The following is a 15,979-nucleotide window of genomic DNA, read 5'->3' on the forward strand; positions in this document are numbered from 1 at the left end:
ATGGACACTTGATGACCTTCGCAGGCTCGACCTGAAATATGCGGAGGAAGGCGTCCATGTTCACCAGCGCCCCTTCCGAGCGGCGATGGAGCTGCTCGGTTCCGGTTTCGTCATGGGCTTCGGCGGAAATCCGGACGTGAAGCGCATCATGGACGCCTATGCTGCGATGACGCCCGAGGTCGAGACGAGCTGGCCCGGCGCCGGCATGGGCATTGTCGCATCCGTCGACCAAGTTCGAAAGGTCGTCTTGCCCGTGGTGTTCGGCGACAACGCTCTCCAGCCCTGGCAGATTGCCGGATTTGCCAACGGCGAGACGTGGTGGAACTGGTGCCGGCAGGATCGGACGATCGCCGCTGAGGTGACCCTTGCCGTCGCCGATCTCCACGACTTCACGATGGGATTGAATGAAATCGAGCACGGCAATGCCGATGCGGTGACGCTATGGCGGATGGCCCGATCGAACCTCGAAGACGCCGCCAATACCTTGCCGACCTCGTTCAGCCATGACTCGGTGATTCAGCCGATTTGCATGGTCGCGGAGTTGTCGATGAAGGCCGTGTTGGTGTGGGATGGCGTCGACCCCAATTCCTTTCGTGGTCCAGCCGGTCACAATCTACCGGCGTTGGCCGCTCGAATGGCGGCCGCCCGACCGCATCGTGACGATGCTCGCGTCCAAGCCGTGATCGCGAACCTCCCGCCCTATGTTGCCAGTCGGTACAAGCCCGCTGGCCTCAAGCGCCTTCAGGTGGTCAGGCTCGCCCTCGGCGCGCAATTCATCGCGGCATCGAGCGTGCGCAGGATCGGGACGGCGGATCTCGCTGCGCAAATGGAAGCCGATGAGTGGCCGGGGCCTCGAACGCCGTTCTCGCTGTGAACGCGTGCTGTAGTCCATGAGGGGAAAGCCTTCCCCTGCGGCCGAGCCTGGCGTCTCGGCCGACCCCTTCTGCGGGGAGACCCCGCAACGCCCCTGAGAGTGAGAGTGCGGACGGGTTCTCCGTGACGGGTTGAGGGTTGGAGGAGAGGCCTCCGGCGCCCGTCATGGAGACTTGCCATGACCCATGTGGAGATTCTGGACGCCGCTCGCGACCGCGCTGGCGGCTACAAGGTGGATGTAAGCCGCGGCGAGCGCATCGGCCGCGTATCGTCGGAATGGTTCTCGCGACCGGCGGACGAGCGTTACCTGTCCCTGTCGGACCTCTATGCCGCCGTCCATGGCCGGACCGAGCGGAGCCGTACCCGCACCGTCGAGAGCGCGGCGATCCGGGTCGACGCGAGCCGTGATAACGCCGAACGTCTGTCGCTGATGCTGCCCGGGTCCGACATGCCGATCGCTCCGACCCATTGGAGCTTCGGCCAGCTCGCCGGTCTAGTCAGCGCGCCGGCGGCTTACCTGCGCCAGCTCCCAGCGCCGCTCGCCGGCATCAACCTGCAATACGGGCTGACCTCCCATCGGGCCGAGCAGGTGAAGACCCTCGAGATCGAAGATGGCCGCGTCGAGCTGCGCGCCGTCACAGGGCCCGACTATGGCCGTATCTTCGACCATGAGCTGGTCGCAGCCGTGCAGCGCATCGCCGGCAACGGCACGGGCGACACGCGCTGGAAAGTCCCAGGCGTGCTCGACTGGTCGACCGGCATCTACAATCCGCGCGTCGACATCACCCAGGACACGACCACGCTCTATGCCTCCGATCGCGACGTCTTCCTCTTCCTGGTCGACGACCTGAACCCGATTGAAGCCGGTCGGCTGCCCGACGGTTCGCCCGACCTCTATTTCCGCGGCTTCTACTGCTGGAATTCCGAGGTGGGAGCGAAGACGCTTGGCATGGCGAGCTTCTATCTCCGTGCCGTTTGCCAGAATCGGAATCTCTGGGGTGTCGAGGATTTCGAGGAGATCACCATCCGCCACTCGAAATACGCCGCCTCGCGCTTCGCGCATGAGGCGGCGCCGGCGCTGACCCGCTTCGCCGATTCCTCGCCGCTCCCCTTCGTCAACGGCATCAGAGCGGCCCGGGGAAAGATCGTCGCCCGCTCCGACGAGGACCGCAGCGACTTCCTGCGCAAGCGTGGCTTCTCCAAGGCCGAGACGGCGAAGATCATCGAGACCGTCTTGGCCGAGGAAGGCCGCAAGCCCGAGAGCGTCTTCGACTTCGTGCAGGGCATTACCGCCGTCGCGCGGGATAAGACCCAGCAGGACGCGCGGCTGGACCTAGAGGCGCGGGCCAAGAAGCTGCTCGACCGGGCGGCCTGACTCCCGGAAAGCCGGAGATACGGAAAAGCGTATCTCCTGCCTTCAGTCGATGCCGGCTAATCGGGAGTCGAAGGTGCGCTAATTGGAAGTCGTCGGTTCTGCGGCGCTGCCCTCCAGAGTGAGAGGGCGGCGCTGCGCTTCGTGACGAGTTGATGCCGAGAGAGAGGCTTTCGGCGCTCGTCGCGGAGTATATCCCGATGGCTACCACTCTTCAGAAGATCACCCTCTCGCCCTCGCGCGACATCCCCTTCAACAAGCTCCTGCTCTCTCAGTCGAACGTCCGGCGCGTGAAGGCCGGCGTCTCGGTCGAAGAGTTGGCCGACGATATCGCCCGCCGCGGCCTCTTGCAGGGCCTCAGCGTGCGTGCTGTCGTCGACCAGGCCGGCGCCCCGACCGGCATGTTCGAGATCCCGGCTGGTGGTCGGCGCTATCGGGCGCTGGAACTGCTCGTAAAGCAGAAGCGCCTCGCCAAAACGGCGTCCGTGCCATGCGTCGTCCGCGACGGCGGCATCGCGGAGGAGGACTCGCTCGCCGAGAACGTCCAGCGCGCGCCGTTGCACCCGCTCGACCAGTTCCGGGCCTTCCTTGCGTTGCGCGAGAAGGGGCAATCCGAGGAGGAGATCGCCGCCGCCTTCTTCGTCTCGGTCAACGTGGTGAGGCAGCGCCTGAAGCTTGCGTCGGTCTCGCCGGGGCTGCTCGATGTCTATGCCGAGGACGGCATGACGCTCGACCAGCTCATGGCCTTCACCGTCTCGGGGGATCATGAGCGCCAGGAGCAGGTCTTCGAGCGCCTGAAGGCTTCCTACGACAAGCAGCCGTACGTCATCCGCCGCATGCTGACCGAGGGCGCGGTCCGCGCCTCCGACAAGCGGGCGCAGTTCATCGGCCTCGACGCCTATGTGGCGGCGGGCGGCACGGTGCTGCGCGACCTGTTCCAAGGCGACGATGGCGGCTGGCTGCAGGATGTTCCGCTCGTCGACCAGATGGTAGCCGATAAGCTGAAGGCCGACGCCGAGGCGATCGCCGCCGAAGGCTGGAAGTGGATCGAGGTCGCGCCCGACTTCGCCTATGGTCATGCCTTCGGCCTGCGCCAGCTTCGCGGCGAGGCCATGCCGCTGTCGGCCCAGGAGGAAGCGAGCCGCGACGCGCTCCAGGCCGAGTTCGACCGGCTGTCCGAGGAATACCAGGACGCCGACGAGCTTCCGGATGAAGTGGATGAGCGCCTGTCGGAGCTGGAGACGCTGATCGAGGGCTTCGACAACCGTCCCGTGGTGTTCGACGCCGCCGAGATCGCGCGGGCCGGCGCCTTCGTCAGCATCGGCGTCGACGGCCAGCTTCGCGTCGAGCGCGGCTATGTCCGGCCGGAAGACGAATTGCTGGCCGAGCCCGGGTCCGAGCCGGACGTGGACGGCGACGACGAACGCGCTATGGCCGCCAGCTACGAGGGCGACGATGCAGTCGCGACGGCGGACCCCGACGCCGAGCCGGAGGAGGACGAGGGTCTCTCGCCCATCTCCGACCGCCTGATGACCGAGTTGACCTCGCACCGGACGCTTGGCCTGCGCAACGCACTCGGCGAGCGACCGGACGTCGCCTTCGTCGCGGCGCTGCACGTCCTGACGCTGAAGACCTTCTACCACTACGGCTCGGATAGCTGCCTCGAACTCGATCTGAAGAGCATCAGCTTAGGGACGCAGGCGCCGGGGCTCAACGACAGCGCATCGGCCGAGGCGATCCGCGTGCGCCACGAGAGCTGGTCGAAGGCACTTCCCAAGGAATCGGCCGATCTCTGGGACTCCCTGCAGGAGTGGGACCGCGACAGCCAGGCGGCCCTGTTCGCCCACATCGTCAGCCTCTCGGTCAACGCGGTGTACGAGCCCTGGAACCGGCGGCCCCGTGCGGCAGCCCATGCCGACCGGCTGGCGCAGGCGGTCGACCTCGACATGGTCGCCGCAGGCTGGAAGCCCACCGTGGACAACTTCCTCGGCCGGGTGACGAAGGCTCGCATGCTTCAGGCGGTTTCCCAGGCGAAGGGGCAGCGCGCCGCCGATCGGATCGAGCATCTGAAGAAGGGCGACATGGCGGCGGAGGCGGAGACGCTGCTCGGCGATAGCGGCTGGTTGCCTGAACCGCTTCGCACCGTCGAGCGGAGCGCGTCGAATGTCGAACCCACCGCGATCGGCGAAACCATTGAGGCGTTCGCACAATCGACGGCAATCGAGGGCGAAACGGCCATGGTCGAAGACGAGCCGCTCGCGGAAGATAAGATCGCCGACGACACTCCCCACGCGATCGCGGCCGAATAACGTCAACGATTTGCGAGACTGGCCCGCCGGAGACGGCGGGCCTTTTTGCATGGGAAACGACCATGATCCAAAATCCGCATGATCTTGCACGTCGTCTCGCCGATCGTGCCGAGACGGTGTGCCGCCACTACCTCTCCAGCGGACGTCGCGAGGGCGGCTACTGGCTGGTTGGCGACGTCCGCAATACGCCCGGGCGCTCGATGTATGTTCGGCTCAAGGACACGCCCAAAGGTCCAGCCGGCAAATGGACCGACGCAGCGACCGGCGAACACGGCGATCTCCTCGACGTCATCCGGAAAAGCTGCGGCCTCATCGACTTTAAGGACGTCGCCGACGAAGCTCGGTCCTTCCTCTCGATGCCGCCACCCGAGCCCGAACCCCGAGAGCACCAGCATCAGAGCCCTGCGCCCCATGGTTCTCCCGAGGCGGCGCGTCGCCTCGTCCGCATGTCGCAGCCGATCTACGGCACGCTCGTGCAAGCGTATTTACGGAAACGCGGCATTACGGATTTACGCGGAACCGGAAGCCTGCATTTCCACCGGCGCTGCTATTATCGACCCGACGAGCGTTCGCCGACCGAGACCTGGCCGGCAATGATCGCTGAGGTTACCGACCTCGACGGCAAGATCACCGGGGCGCATCGCACTTGGCTCGATCCACGCCACCGCGACAAGGCGCCGATCGACACGCCGAGGCGGGCAATGGGCGATCTTCTCGGCAACGCTGTTCGCTTCGGCATCGGCGGCGAGGTGATGGCGGCCGGTGAAGGCATCGAGACCGTCCTGTCGCTCCGCCAGGTCCTTCCCGACATGCCGATGCTGGCGGCGCTCTCAGCGGCGCATCTCGCCGCCATCCTGTTCCCCGACACGCTGCGACGGCTCTACATCGTCCGCGACAACGATCCGGCCGGCGACGGGGCACGCGATAGCTTGATCGAACGGGCGAACGCGGCCGGGATCGAGGCGATTGTCATCTCGCCGGAGCTGGGCGACTTCAACGAGGATCTGCGCACCCTCGGCCTGGACGTATTGCGCATGGAAGCCCGGTTGCAGGTCGCGCCGCAGGACGTGGCCCGCTTCATGGCGTTGGCAGCATAGCCGGCAGGAGAATGGGCGTGCCGAACGCCGCCGTGCCCGGAGGATCCGTCGGAGGGGGACCGCGCCTCGGGCTTCGAGAGGGCGATCGGCCCACAAGCCGGCCAGCCGGGCAATGGCGGCGGCCGACTATTTTCCGGCGCGGCCTGACGGCCGCTTTCCATCGCGAGGCAAAATAGCCGGCCTTAGCCATCGAGCCCTGCGCTTGCGCTCCGGGTGCCCGGCCGTCCGGCCCGTGGGCTTCGTCGCCATGAAGGCCGCGACGGTCGCGGTCTCACCGACGGAGCATCCCATGCGCGATCACGACGACTTCGAACCACACCACGAATCCTCACCCACCGAGCATGTCCTCAACGAACTCCAGCTCCACGGCTACCGGCCCTTCACCGACGAGCCCGACCAGCGGTTACTGCCCGACGGCAACCAGGTCGCGGGTGCTGTCGCCGACATCTTCGACGCCCTGATCGGCACCCTTGAGGACACGCGCCTCGAACCCGACCTCGACGATCTCCTATGGTCGACCGTCAACGTCTTCCACCGCGCCACCGACCGGATCGGCCGGGAACTGGATGATAACGAGCAGGCCCAGAAGCGGGCGCAGCGCGAACAGGACGGCAGCGAGGTGAAATCCGTCGAGCTGGAGCGCTTGATCGCCGAGGGCATGACGCTGATCGAGCGCCAGAACGCCTTCGAGCTAATGCGCGACCAAGCCGCGGAACACTACGAGCGCCACGTCGGAAAGACTTGGCTTCCGCGCAGCGGATCGAAGGTCAACCATCGCAATCTCACCTCGGCGATGATCGACAGCCGCGACTTTCTGATGGCGAAGAAGCGCGCAGACCAGGAGGTACTCCTGCCGCCGGGCCCGAAGATCGTCGTCACCGGCGGGCTCGACTACGATGACAACCGGCTGATCTGGGCCAAGCTCGATCAGGTCCACGAGAAGCATCCCGACATGGTGCTGATCCACGGCAAATCGCCGAAGGGCGCCGAAAAGATCGCCTCGCTCTGGGCGAAAAACCGCAACGTCCCGCAGATCGGCTTCAGACCCGACTGGACGAAGCACGGCCGAGCTGCGCCGTTCAAGCGCAACGACGAGATCCTGGAGATCGTGCCCAAGGGCGTGATGCACTTCCCTGGCACCGGCATCCACGACAACCTCGCCGACAAGGCCAAGAAGCTCGGCATCCCGGTCTGGAAGTTCGGCGGCGCGTGAGCGCCGCCCCCCATCGCACGTGCTTCGGGTTTGCTCTCCTCACACTTCAGCAACTGGTGCAGCCGCTTGATCGGCGCTGATAGCCGCCGGTCCTAGGCCCGATCGTCACTCCGCGATGTGAGCGGCGATCCCGATCCTGCCCGGCGCGATATTATCCGCCAGGATATGCCGATCGGGAAAGTCGCCGCCGTTCTGGCGGCGGAAGGCGATGGGCTTGTCTTCGAACAGGCGCTCCAGGCGTGCGCGCCAGCCTTTCTCGGCTGCCTCAAGGCCGGCCGCATCGAGGCGCCCCGTGCCGTAGATCGCAAAGGTCGGAAGAACATCCATTCCCGGATAAAACAGGATGCCGTGGGTGATCGGAAACAGAAGCTCGTCGAGGGGACCATTGATGCCACGGAGGGAATAATCTTCCGCTGGCCCGCCGCACATCACCGACAGCATGGCGCGCTTTCCCTTCAATATCCCGTCGCCGTATCGGAATGCATTGCCGGCATCCTGGTAGCCGTAGGCAAAATTGTACGCGTAAACCCTTTCGACCCAGCCTTTCATGATCGCCGGCATGCTGAACCACCAGAGCGGAAACTTGAGGATGACCGCGTCGGCGGCAAGGAGCTTGTTCTGCTCGGCGACGACGTCCGGCGTCTGGAAGCCGTTCTTGTGCGCATGCCGGGATTCATCGATGAACGACAGCCGCCTGACATCCGCCCGTTCGGGAAAGTCATCAGCGTCGTACACCGCCTTCCAGTTCATCGCATATAGATCTGAGGTCAGGACATCATGCCCCCGCTTCTGAAGCAACTCTATCCCTTGATGGACGAGGTGGCGGGTAAGCGAGCTGGGTTCCGGCTGTGCATAAACGATGAGGACTGTCTTCTTCATATCTCTACTCTCGAATGGATCGTCGATCGGCCGGGGACTGGGCCGAGCGCGAGCCACCGAATACTGCTCTCCTCTGCTATTTTTGAAATTGAACGATATATGCGTTATCATAATTTGAATGGATAGCAGCCGTTTCGATCTGAACCTTCTTGTGACCCTTGAGGCCCTGCTCGCCGAGCAGAACGTGACCCGGGCGGCCGCAAGGCTTAATCTCAGTCAGCCAGCCGTCAGCGCGCAACTGAATCGGCTGCGCGACCTGTTCGGCGATCAGTTGTTTGTCCCGGCCCAGCGGGGCATCATCCCCACCCCCAAGGCGGAGGAGCTTCGGGAGCCGATCCGCCACGCATTGGAACTAGCGCGTGCCACCGTCACATCAAATCGCAGCTTCGAACCCGCCACCGCCGATCTGACGGTTGCCATAGCTTGCACGGATTATCTTCAGTCAGCGGTGGCCGCTCCGTTTCTCGCGGGCCTCAGGGAAAAGGCTCCTGGCATACGCATCGCCTTGCGAAGCCTCGATATCGCCGGTCTCGAAAAGGAGATGGCGCAGGGCGCGATCGATCTCGCCCTCATGACGCCGGGTGATGCGCCCGCCAATCTCAGAACACGGCACCTTTTCAACGAACGCTATGTACTGATCGGCCGCAAGGGACATCCGCATTTGCATCGGGGGCTGACCGTTGCGGACTACGCGGACCTTGGTCATGTCATCGCCTCCCTTCGCGATCGGGACTTCGCCACCCCCGTCGATACGGCAGTCAAAGCGCTTGGCCATCGACGAAAGGTCGTGGTGTCGGCCAGTTCGTTCCTGTCCGTAATCGATATCGTATCGACAACCGATCTGGTGGCACTTGTCCCCGAGCGCCTGGTCGTCGGTCGGAACGACAAGCTGATTATTATGGAATCGCCGTTTCCGGTGGAAGGCTTTTCCGTCGGCATGGTCTGGCATGAACGTACTCAGGATCATGTCGGCCAGCGATGGGTTCGGGACGCAATTGCACAGTCGAGCAAGACCTGAACCAGAGGCGCTGCCGCCTCGGCCGAAATCCGGCCCGCGCCGAGCGGAAACCCGCTCCCTGCTTTATGTGCGCTGATCCTTGGTCAGAAGGATCGCTTGACGCCATCAACCCGTAAAGGGTCGGCTATGCGAGCATGCCGCCGCTCCGGCTTCGCCTGCGCGGTGATTGCAGCGATCCGTCCGACACATCGGGCGCCTGTCAGCGGGGGACGGTCCTCCGCTCGAAGCAGGAGCCGGATCAATGTCCCTCACCGACGCACACGCCTTCGCTTTCAGCCTGGCCACTACCCTCATGGCCGCCATCATCATCTTCCAGGCCGGCGACGACACGATGTCGGTCACGCCCGCCAGCGAATATGACGGCGACACCGCCGCCATCGTCCAGGAGATCGACCCTTTCGCCCCGTGACCGGGGCGAGCCGGCCGCAGGTACGGAAATCCCGGACGATTTCCACTCCCGGCACGCGCGCTCTTGCGCTATACTTCATCCGCGCCGTGGTGGTGGTGGAAGGCGCGGCCGTCAGACCTTGTCCATACGGAAACCACCGCCATGATCATCATCGCAATACTTGCATCCCTCGCAGCGATAGGCCTGCTTTGCTGGCTGCTGTTCACGCTGGCCGTCTTCGCGCTGCCGGCGTTCGTCGGCGTGACCACCGGCGCTTTGACGCACGGCACGGGCGCCGGCATCCCGGGCGCCATCCTGGTCGGCGCCGTCGCGGCGGCGATCACGCTCGCCGCCGGCCATCTGCTCATCACCTTCGTCCGGCCTATGTGGTTGAAGCTGATCGTGGCCGCAGCCTTCGTGGCACCGGCAGCGATCGCCGGCTTCCATGCCACCCATGGCATCGTGAAGCACCTCATGCCGTCCGACGCGTGGGAGATCACCTTCTCCGTCATCGGCGCGGTCGCGGTCGGCATCACCGCCTTCGTGCGGGTCGCAGGAATGGCGGCGGCTCCGGCCCCGTCCGGCCGGGACCTTGCACGCGCCTGATCTTCGTCATCGCCGTCAGGAGGATCAGGGCAACCGTGGCCGTGGTCGCTCCCGTCATCTGAGGCCGGAACGATGGGCGTGCGACGCGGATCGACGCTGGTCCGGAAAGGCGGTTTTCGTTGGAGCACTGCGAGAGCTGAGCCGTGTCTAGGCGGGCACCGGACATCGGCGCGGCGACCTCGGCGGTGGCGGTACGACGGCCGGATGCGGCAGCGTCGGTCTGGCGGGAGGAGACGAAGTCGGTGAGCGTGCTGTGGCGCCGGTTTGCCGTTGCGGGACGGCCGCCATCTTCTCCGTTATCTCACCGTGCCTCGACCGCTTCAAACGGCCTCTTCAATGGCCTGATCTGGCCGAAGGCCGGCTGCGCCTCGATCGCCTATGACGCAACAGCCGCGTCAAACTTTCTTCCCCTGCCGGCTGCGCCGTCATTCCTCGCGAGACAAGAAAGCCCTCCTTAGCTGTCAGGCCCCTTCGGGGTGCGCCGTCGATCGCCTCCGGCCTGCCGATCGCCATCGAGGTCGCAATGGCGCGGGCTCGGGAACGGAAAACGGAGACTTACAATGGCGACCATCGGCACCTTCAAGAAGACCGGCCCGAACGAGTTCACCGGTGAAATCGTCACCCTCAGCGTCCAGGCCAAGAACGTGCGCATCGTTCCCGACCAGCGCGCCACCGGCGAGAACGCCCCCAGCCACCGGGTCCTGGTCGGCCGCGCCGAGATCGGCGCCGCCTGGTCCAAGCGCTCCAACGAGGGCCGCGACTATCTCGGCCTCAAGCTCGACGATCCGAGCTTCAACGCCCCGATCTACGCCAACCTCTTCGACGACGAGGAAGGCGAAGGCTACAGCCTTATCTGGTCGCGCTCTCACCGCCGTAGTCGGGACTAGGAACCGCGAAGGCCCACCCAATATCGGGCGGGCCTTCTGCTTTTCTCGCGACCGACCGCTAGACCGCCATCGATCTGTCGGTCATGCTTATTGGATGCCGAGCGCGCTCAAGATCGCATACGCGGCTTTCACGCGCGCCGGGATCGGAAAGTTCTTGTTCGCGAGAATTACGATACCGGCTCTTTCTTTCGGTACCAGTGCTGCATAAGCCGCGAAACCATTCGTCGATCCCGTTTTATTGATCAGGATGTTGTCCAGGGGCATTGCGGTTGGTGCGATCGGAATTGCCTTCTGAGGAGTGAAAGCCATGTCGGAAGAATTCGCGGCAAGCAGTGTGTCTAGATTGGTCGGATACTGAATTATCTCCCATCCCAAGCCCTGCGCCATGGGACCAATCTGAAAACGACCGATATGTGTCTGCAAGATCGCGCGATGAAGCGCGCTTTCTCCACCGCGTGCGCCGATATTGGCTTCCACGAACCGGAGCATGTCCGTGGCGGTGCTCTTCACGCCATATGCTTCTGCGTCGAACATGCCTGGCGCAACCCGGATCCGCTTGTTTTCCTTCGTATACCCGAAGGCGTAGTTCTCCATTTCGCCGCTGGGCACGGTGATGAACGAGTGCTCCAAGCCGAGGCCGGGCAGAAGGTGCTTCTGCATCAATTCCTCGAACGGCATACCCATGCTTTTGGCGGCTAGATATCCATACAGGCCGATACTCGGATTGGAATAGCGCCTGCTCGTGCCAGGCCGCTGCTCGGGCTTCCAAGCCCTATAAAACTCGATCATCTGATCGTCGGTCGTTACCTCGTCGGGAAATTGGAGAGGCAGGCCGCCTGCAGTGAACGTCGCGAGGTTAAGAACATTGACCCGATCGAATGCCGTGCCACTCAGAGCAGGAAGATACTTGCTTGCCGGATCTGCAAGGGCAATCGTTCCCTGCACCTGAGCATAAGCGCCGAGCGTAGCCGTAAACGTCTTGCTGAGAGAGCCAATCTCAAAGATAGTCTCGCTCGTTACCTTTTTTCCGCTCTCTTTATCGGCGACGCCATAGCAGAAAATGTACTCCTTGCCGGCGACGGTGATCCCGACCGCGACTCCTGGAATGTCGCCCTCGACCATCATTGGTTGGACCACCGAATCGACGATGCTCCCCACCCGAGTGCGTGCGTCAGTTTCGGCAGCCTGAGCACGCGCCGAAACGGCGAGGCACACGGCGGCAAGTAATGCGAAAGTTCTACGATTCATGTTCGTCCTTTCCGGACCTGTTCAGTTTCTTATTCGGCATGACTGCGACGGATTGCGATTGGCGAGCACGCTTCCTCTCTCTCGGAAGCAGATTTGAGAATCGCCACAAAGGGTACCCGCCTCGCCCAGGGGGACTCAGACCTGCATCGCGATCTTGCCGATCTCCGCAATCACTGCGTTACGATCGCCGGCCGAGATTCCCGGAATCTCGCAATAAGCTGCTACAATGATGGGCGCTCGATTAGCTGGCCACAGGACCGCGATATCGTTGAGATTACCGTCCTTGTCCCCGTTCACTCCGGTTTTATCGCCGACGAGGCAATCTCGCGGCACGCCGGCACGAATCCGAGCATCGCTGGTCTTGTTGTTAACGAGCCATGAGACGAGTTGCGAACGCGATGCTGGCGATAGAGCGTCGCCGAATACTAACTTGCGAAGGTTTTCAACCATCGCTGCTGCAGTCGTCGTGTCGCGTACGTCGTCCGCATTGTCATGATAGTTGAGATCGGTCTCGATGCGATCGAGGCGCGAAATATCGTCCCCGATTGAACGGAAAAAGCCGGTCAGCCCAGCTGGCCCTCCGAAGCTCGCGAGCAAGACGTTTCCCGCGGTGTTGTCGCTAAGGGTAACGGCAGCGTCGCAAAGCTCTGCGACAGTCATGCCCGGCTCCCCAGTACGACCTTGGGTTCCAGGAGAAGCCCGCACGACATCTTGCTGAGAAAACACGACACGGCGGTCCAATGCTTCACGCTTTTCGTCCACCCTCTTCAATATGTGTGCAGCAGCCATTGCCTTGAATGTGCTGCACAGAAGCATCCGTTCATTGGCGCGATGCTCGATTCGCCGTCCTGTCCCCATATCGAGGACGGAGACGCAAATGCGTCCCGAATGGCGCCGTTCGAGTTCGGACAGCTTTGATTCTGTGGACGGGGACCCTTGAGACAGAGCACGCGAGCTCACTGCTGAGACAGCTGGAATCGCAAGCAAACCGCCAAGCGCAAGCCGGCGTGACAACATCATTGTCATTCCTTTTTCCTTCTTAATTTTTCGCGAGATGGGACGGCGACGGCAGCATCTCAGCCGTTCGACCGTCCCGTACGACCCCACCATCGCGCAGCGCCATGCCCAAGACAAATGATCATTTATCCGCTATGGCATGAATCAAAGTTGGCCAAGGCGCGACACATGGAAATCTCACAGCTCCCTCTCAATGCCCTGCGCGCCTTCGAGGCGTCGGCCCGCCACACGAGTTTCACCCGCGCGGGCCTCGAGCTTCGTGTCACGCAGACAGCCATCAGCCACCAGGTGAAGGCCCTGGAGGACGCCCTCGGAGTGACGCTATTCAAAAGACTTCCCCGCGGACTGTCTTTGACCGACGAGGGCAATGCTCTGCTGCCAGTGCTTACCGACGCATTCCACAGGATGAGCACAACGCTCAGCCAGTTCGAAGAGGGCAACTTCAGCGAGATTCTTACTGTCGGAGTCGTAGGCACGTTCGCTATCGGATGGCTGCTACCGCGCTTGTCCGGATTTAAACGCGCTAATCCCCATATCGATCTTCGGCTGAAGACAAATAACAACCGATCTGACATCCTCCTCGACGGCCTGGATTTCTTCATCCGCTTCGGAGACGGCGCGTGGCATGGTACCGAAGCGACGCATCTCATTGACGCTCCGCTCTCTCCGGTCTGCTCCCCAGCGTTTTGCGATTCTCTTGCTACGCCGACGGACTTGGCGAGGGCTGAATTGCTACGGTCTTATCGCATCGATGAGTGGCCGCGCTGGTTTGCGGCGGCGGGGGTGGATATGCCCAATCTGCGAGGCTGGATGTTCGACTCCTCTTTGACGCTCATGGAGGCTGCTGCTCGAGGAGTTGGTGTCGCTCTAGTTCCGGTGTCGATGTTTACACCCGAAATTGCTAGCGGCCGCATCATCCAGCCATTCGAAATAAGTATCTCCACAGGTTCCTATTGGCTGACGAGGCTAAAATCTCGCTCCGAGACCGCATCCATGACGGCGTTCCGCCACTGGCTCCTCGATCAGGTCGCCCCCGGGCCTGCCGAAGTCCCGGACCGACCCGCACGCCACCCATTAGCGGCACCTGATACGGCGCGGCTCTGAGCCGAAAGCGCTGGCCCCGAAGCTCAAGAACGACTATTATAGTCGTAGTTTTGGCATAAGCGGGTCGACGTGTGGGAGGTGATCATGCATGATCACCGCCCGACAATCGAGGGCTGCTCGTGCGCTGCTGGGTTGGACACAGGAGGCGCTCGCGGACAGAGCCCGGGTATCACTGACTGCGCTCAAGCGCCTCGAGTCTGAGAATGGGCTCGATGTCTATGAGAGTACGAGCGATCAGATACGTCGGGCGTTTGAGGATGGCGGGATCGTATTTCTTAATTCCGATCAAGGCGAGGGTGTGATGCTCGTCCGCGGAAAGAAGAGTGGTCGTTCCCCCGCTTAGTTCGAGCACCGCTGATCCGGAGGTTGAAATCGCTGGCAGTTGGTTAACAGGCCTCTCCAGAATGCATACATTCGGCGCGAGGATATGATGACGTCGATCTTGGACGAACCGCCCGCGAGTGCAGCGCCGACTGCCTACGATCGTGCGCATATGAGAATTTATCTCCGATTGTTGGACGCGGAAATGGACGGCGCGTCGTGGCAGGAGGCGACAAGAATTATTTTCGGCGTCGATCCCGCACAAGATTTCTCCCGAGCAAGACGCATCTATCTCAGTCATCTCGCTCGCGCCAAATGGATGACTGAGAACGGCTACCGCCATCTGGTTCGGTGAACGCCGAGGCCGAGATGATGCGTCGATCGCATCACGTTGCGCATCTGGATTGCTTCCCAGACCCCCGCCAAATTGGAATTCTGATCTTCCTCGGCTCCGGTTTGACGGCGCGAGAAGGAGAGGAAGCATGCCGCAAGAAAAGTGGCGGGTAGATTCTGCCTATGACTATGTCGACGATCTTCGTGCACCCGAACTCGCTTGGGAATTCTTGCGACGGAACGAGGAGTATAAAAGTGAATACAAGAAAGTAGTGAGCGTTTCGAGTCAGCTCGTTAATCCCGAGAACTCCCTTTCCGATCACTGGGGGTTATCGTTTCGCAATAGACCCAGACCTCCCCGCTCCCGCCACTGATGTTGTCTGGTCGCCCGCTGCTGACCCTTTCCGCATCCTACTTGCTACATCTCCGATACGCGCGACCGAAACCGCGTGGACGATTGAGGACTTTTCACCTCCTGGCCAGAAGCCGGGCGGCCACGCCCTTGTCCGCAAGGCCGGCGCTTTGTTCGATGTCGACTTTATCGATCAAGCTGATGGTCCGCTGGCAGCCTTAGTCATTCTCGATGACGATGGTCCGGACAGATTGTTGGCGATCACCCGCTTGTTGATGGCGGACCGAGGCCATTCGAGCGGGACTGACGATCGAGTGACGGCTCAACGGCGCACGCGTCTACGCGCGATGCTTCGAGCGATCGACGGCCGGGCCGAAGGGGCGACATACCGGGCTATCGGTGAAGCCCTATTTCCCAAACATAAGCTGGATTCCAAGAGCTGGGTCGGCAATTCAGTTCGTGAAACCACCATTCGTCTAGTTCGCGACGGCCTGAAACTGGTGCACGGGGGATACCTTGATCTTCTTCGGCGCCCCCGCCGGACACGCTGACTCCACCTGGTGTCGAAACTAGACCTGCTAATTCGACATCGTCCAACGCGCCGTCTTCACGCCACCGTGCTCGCGACCCGCCGCTCGTTCGCAGCGGCCTCCCGCGAAAACACGGAGGTGCGACCATGGCCGAAAAAGCCGCCAATCTACCGCCACGCTACCTGAGAACTCAGGAGGCCGCCCGCTTCCTCGGCCTCTCAGAACGCACCCTCGAAAAGCATCGCACCTACGGTACGGGCCCAACCTACCGAAAGCTCGGCGGTCGGGTCGTCTATTCCGTAGACGATCTCCAGGCCTGGGCGGATCGCGGCCTCGTCACCTCGACCTCCGACCCGCGCGGCGGCACCGTTCTTCCGGCAAAGCGCCAGGCGGTCTCGCCTGCCGTCGCCGGCCGCCTCCCGCGCTGAGCCC

At 62.7% G+C, this 15,979-nt stretch carries 18 protein-coding genes; 15 read left to right on the plus strand and 3 right to left on the minus strand.

Annotated elements, in window-relative coordinates; all coding sequences use genetic code 11:
- The first annotated feature begins 85 nt into the window (after positions 1–85).
- The 5 genes from ACTJKX_RS06535 (at position 86) to ACTJKX_RS06555 (ending at position 6,864) form a co-directional block, all read left to right on the plus strand.
- Entirely contained in the window at positions 86–874 is a 789-nt protein-coding gene (locus tag ACTJKX_RS06535) for a hypothetical protein (protein ID WP_440724753.1), read from the plus strand.
- 177 nt (positions 875–1,051) lie between these two features.
- Complete coding sequence (locus ACTJKX_RS06540; protein ID WP_440724754.1) at positions 1,052–2,248, plus strand: DUF932 domain-containing protein; 1,197 nt, start codon at positions 1,052–1,054, stop codon at positions 2,246–2,248.
- Between the two features lie 197 nt (positions 2,249–2,445).
- Positions 2,446–4,554 carry a ParB/RepB/Spo0J family partition protein gene (locus ACTJKX_RS06545; RefSeq protein WP_440724872.1) on the plus strand — a complete coding sequence of 703 codons (2,109 nt, stop codon included), beginning with the start codon at positions 2,446–2,448 and terminating at the stop codon, positions 4,552–4,554.
- Positions 4,555–4,616: 62 nt separating this feature from the next.
- Entirely contained in the window at positions 4,617–5,651 is a 1,035-nt protein-coding gene (locus ACTJKX_RS06550) for a DUF7146 domain-containing protein (protein ID WP_440724755.1), read from the plus strand.
- Between the two features lie 289 nt (positions 5,652–5,940).
- Entirely contained in the window at positions 5,941–6,864 is a 924-nt protein-coding gene (locus ACTJKX_RS06555) for a DUF2493 domain-containing protein (RefSeq protein ID WP_440724756.1), read from the plus strand.
- Positions 6,865–6,969: 105 nt separating this feature from the next.
- On the opposite strand, the gene ACTJKX_RS06560 is transcribed toward ACTJKX_RS06555, so the two are convergent.
- Entirely contained in the window at positions 6,970–7,743 is a 774-nt protein-coding gene (locus ACTJKX_RS06560; RefSeq protein WP_440724757.1) for an NAD(P)H-dependent oxidoreductase, read from the minus strand.
- A gap of 118 nt (positions 7,744–7,861) precedes the next feature.
- Between ACTJKX_RS06560 and ACTJKX_RS06565 the strand changes: the two genes are divergently transcribed.
- The 4 genes from ACTJKX_RS06565 to ACTJKX_RS06580 all read left to right on the plus strand — a co-directional run bounded on the left by ACTJKX_RS06565 (position 7,862) and on the right by ACTJKX_RS06580 (position 10,642).
- A complete protein-coding gene (locus ACTJKX_RS06565) occupies positions 7,862–8,761 on the plus strand; it encodes a LysR family transcriptional regulator (RefSeq protein ID WP_440724758.1) in 900 nt (299 codons plus the stop codon).
- Positions 8,762–9,002: 241 nt separating this feature from the next.
- The gene (locus ACTJKX_RS06570) at positions 9,003–9,170 is read left to right on the plus strand and encodes a hypothetical protein (RefSeq protein ID WP_440724759.1); all 168 of its coding nucleotides are present in this window, start codon (positions 9,003–9,005) and stop codon (positions 9,168–9,170) included.
- Positions 9,171–9,311: 141 nt separating this feature from the next.
- Positions 9,312–9,755 carry a hypothetical protein gene (locus ACTJKX_RS06575; RefSeq protein ID WP_440724760.1) on the plus strand — a complete coding sequence of 148 codons (444 nt, stop codon included), beginning with the start codon at positions 9,312–9,314 and terminating at the stop codon, positions 9,753–9,755.
- A 560-nt stretch (positions 9,756–10,315) separates the two neighbouring features.
- Positions 10,316–10,642 carry a DUF736 domain-containing protein gene (locus tag ACTJKX_RS06580; protein WP_440724761.1) on the plus strand — a complete coding sequence of 109 codons (327 nt, stop codon included), beginning with the start codon at positions 10,316–10,318 and terminating at the stop codon, positions 10,640–10,642.
- An 87-nt stretch (positions 10,643–10,729) separates the two neighbouring features.
- Here the strand turns inward: ACTJKX_RS06580 and ampC are convergent, their stop codons facing one another.
- Together ampC and bla are read right to left on the minus strand one after the other, a co-directional pair.
- Positions 10,730–11,890: a class C beta-lactamase gene (gene ampC, locus ACTJKX_RS06585; protein ID WP_440724762.1), complete on the minus strand. Its 1,161-nt coding sequence runs from the start codon at positions 11,888–11,890 to the stop codon at positions 10,730–10,732.
- Positions 11,891–12,025: 135 nt separating this feature from the next.
- Complete coding sequence (bla, locus tag ACTJKX_RS06590) at positions 12,026–12,916, minus strand: class A beta-lactamase (protein WP_440724763.1); 891 nt, start codon at positions 12,914–12,916, stop codon at positions 12,026–12,028.
- 159 nt (positions 12,917–13,075) lie between these two features.
- Here bla and ACTJKX_RS06595 point away from each other — a divergent pair, with 159 nt between their 5' ends.
- The 6 genes from ACTJKX_RS06595 to ACTJKX_RS06620 all read left to right on the plus strand — a co-directional run bounded on the left by ACTJKX_RS06595 (position 13,076) and on the right by ACTJKX_RS06620 (position 15,975).
- Positions 13,076–14,011: a LysR family transcriptional regulator gene (locus tag ACTJKX_RS06595; RefSeq protein ID WP_440724764.1), complete on the plus strand. Its 936-nt coding sequence runs from the start codon at positions 13,076–13,078 to the stop codon at positions 14,009–14,011.
- An 88-nt stretch (positions 14,012–14,099) separates the two neighbouring features.
- Complete coding sequence (locus ACTJKX_RS06600) at positions 14,100–14,354, plus strand: helix-turn-helix domain-containing protein (protein ID WP_440724765.1); 255 nt, start codon at positions 14,100–14,102, stop codon at positions 14,352–14,354.
- Positions 14,355–14,438: 84 nt separating this feature from the next.
- Positions 14,439–14,687, plus strand: coding sequence for a DNA -binding domain-containing protein (locus ACTJKX_RS06605; RefSeq protein WP_440724766.1), 249 nt, complete (start codon positions 14,439–14,441; stop codon positions 14,685–14,687).
- 127 nt (positions 14,688–14,814) lie between these two features.
- Positions 14,815–15,039 (plus strand): transcriptional regulator domain-containing protein, encoded by a 225-nt coding sequence (locus tag ACTJKX_RS06610; protein ID WP_440724767.1) that lies wholly within the window; start codon positions 14,815–14,817, stop codon positions 15,037–15,039.
- A 148-nt stretch (positions 15,040–15,187) separates the two neighbouring features.
- Positions 15,188–15,568 carry a DUF2285 domain-containing protein gene (locus ACTJKX_RS06615; protein WP_440724768.1) on the plus strand — a complete coding sequence of 127 codons (381 nt, stop codon included), beginning with the start codon at positions 15,188–15,190 and terminating at the stop codon, positions 15,566–15,568.
- Positions 15,569–15,693: 125 nt separating this feature from the next.
- A complete protein-coding gene (locus ACTJKX_RS06620; protein ID WP_102959699.1) occupies positions 15,694–15,975 on the plus strand; it encodes a helix-turn-helix transcriptional regulator in 282 nt (93 codons plus the stop codon).
- Positions 15,976–15,979: the final 4 nt, after the last annotated feature.

The organism is Labrys sp. 22185 (genome assembly GCF_052045555.1).
GTDB lineage: Bacteria > Pseudomonadota > Alphaproteobacteria > Rhizobiales > Labraceae > Labrys > Labrys neptuniae.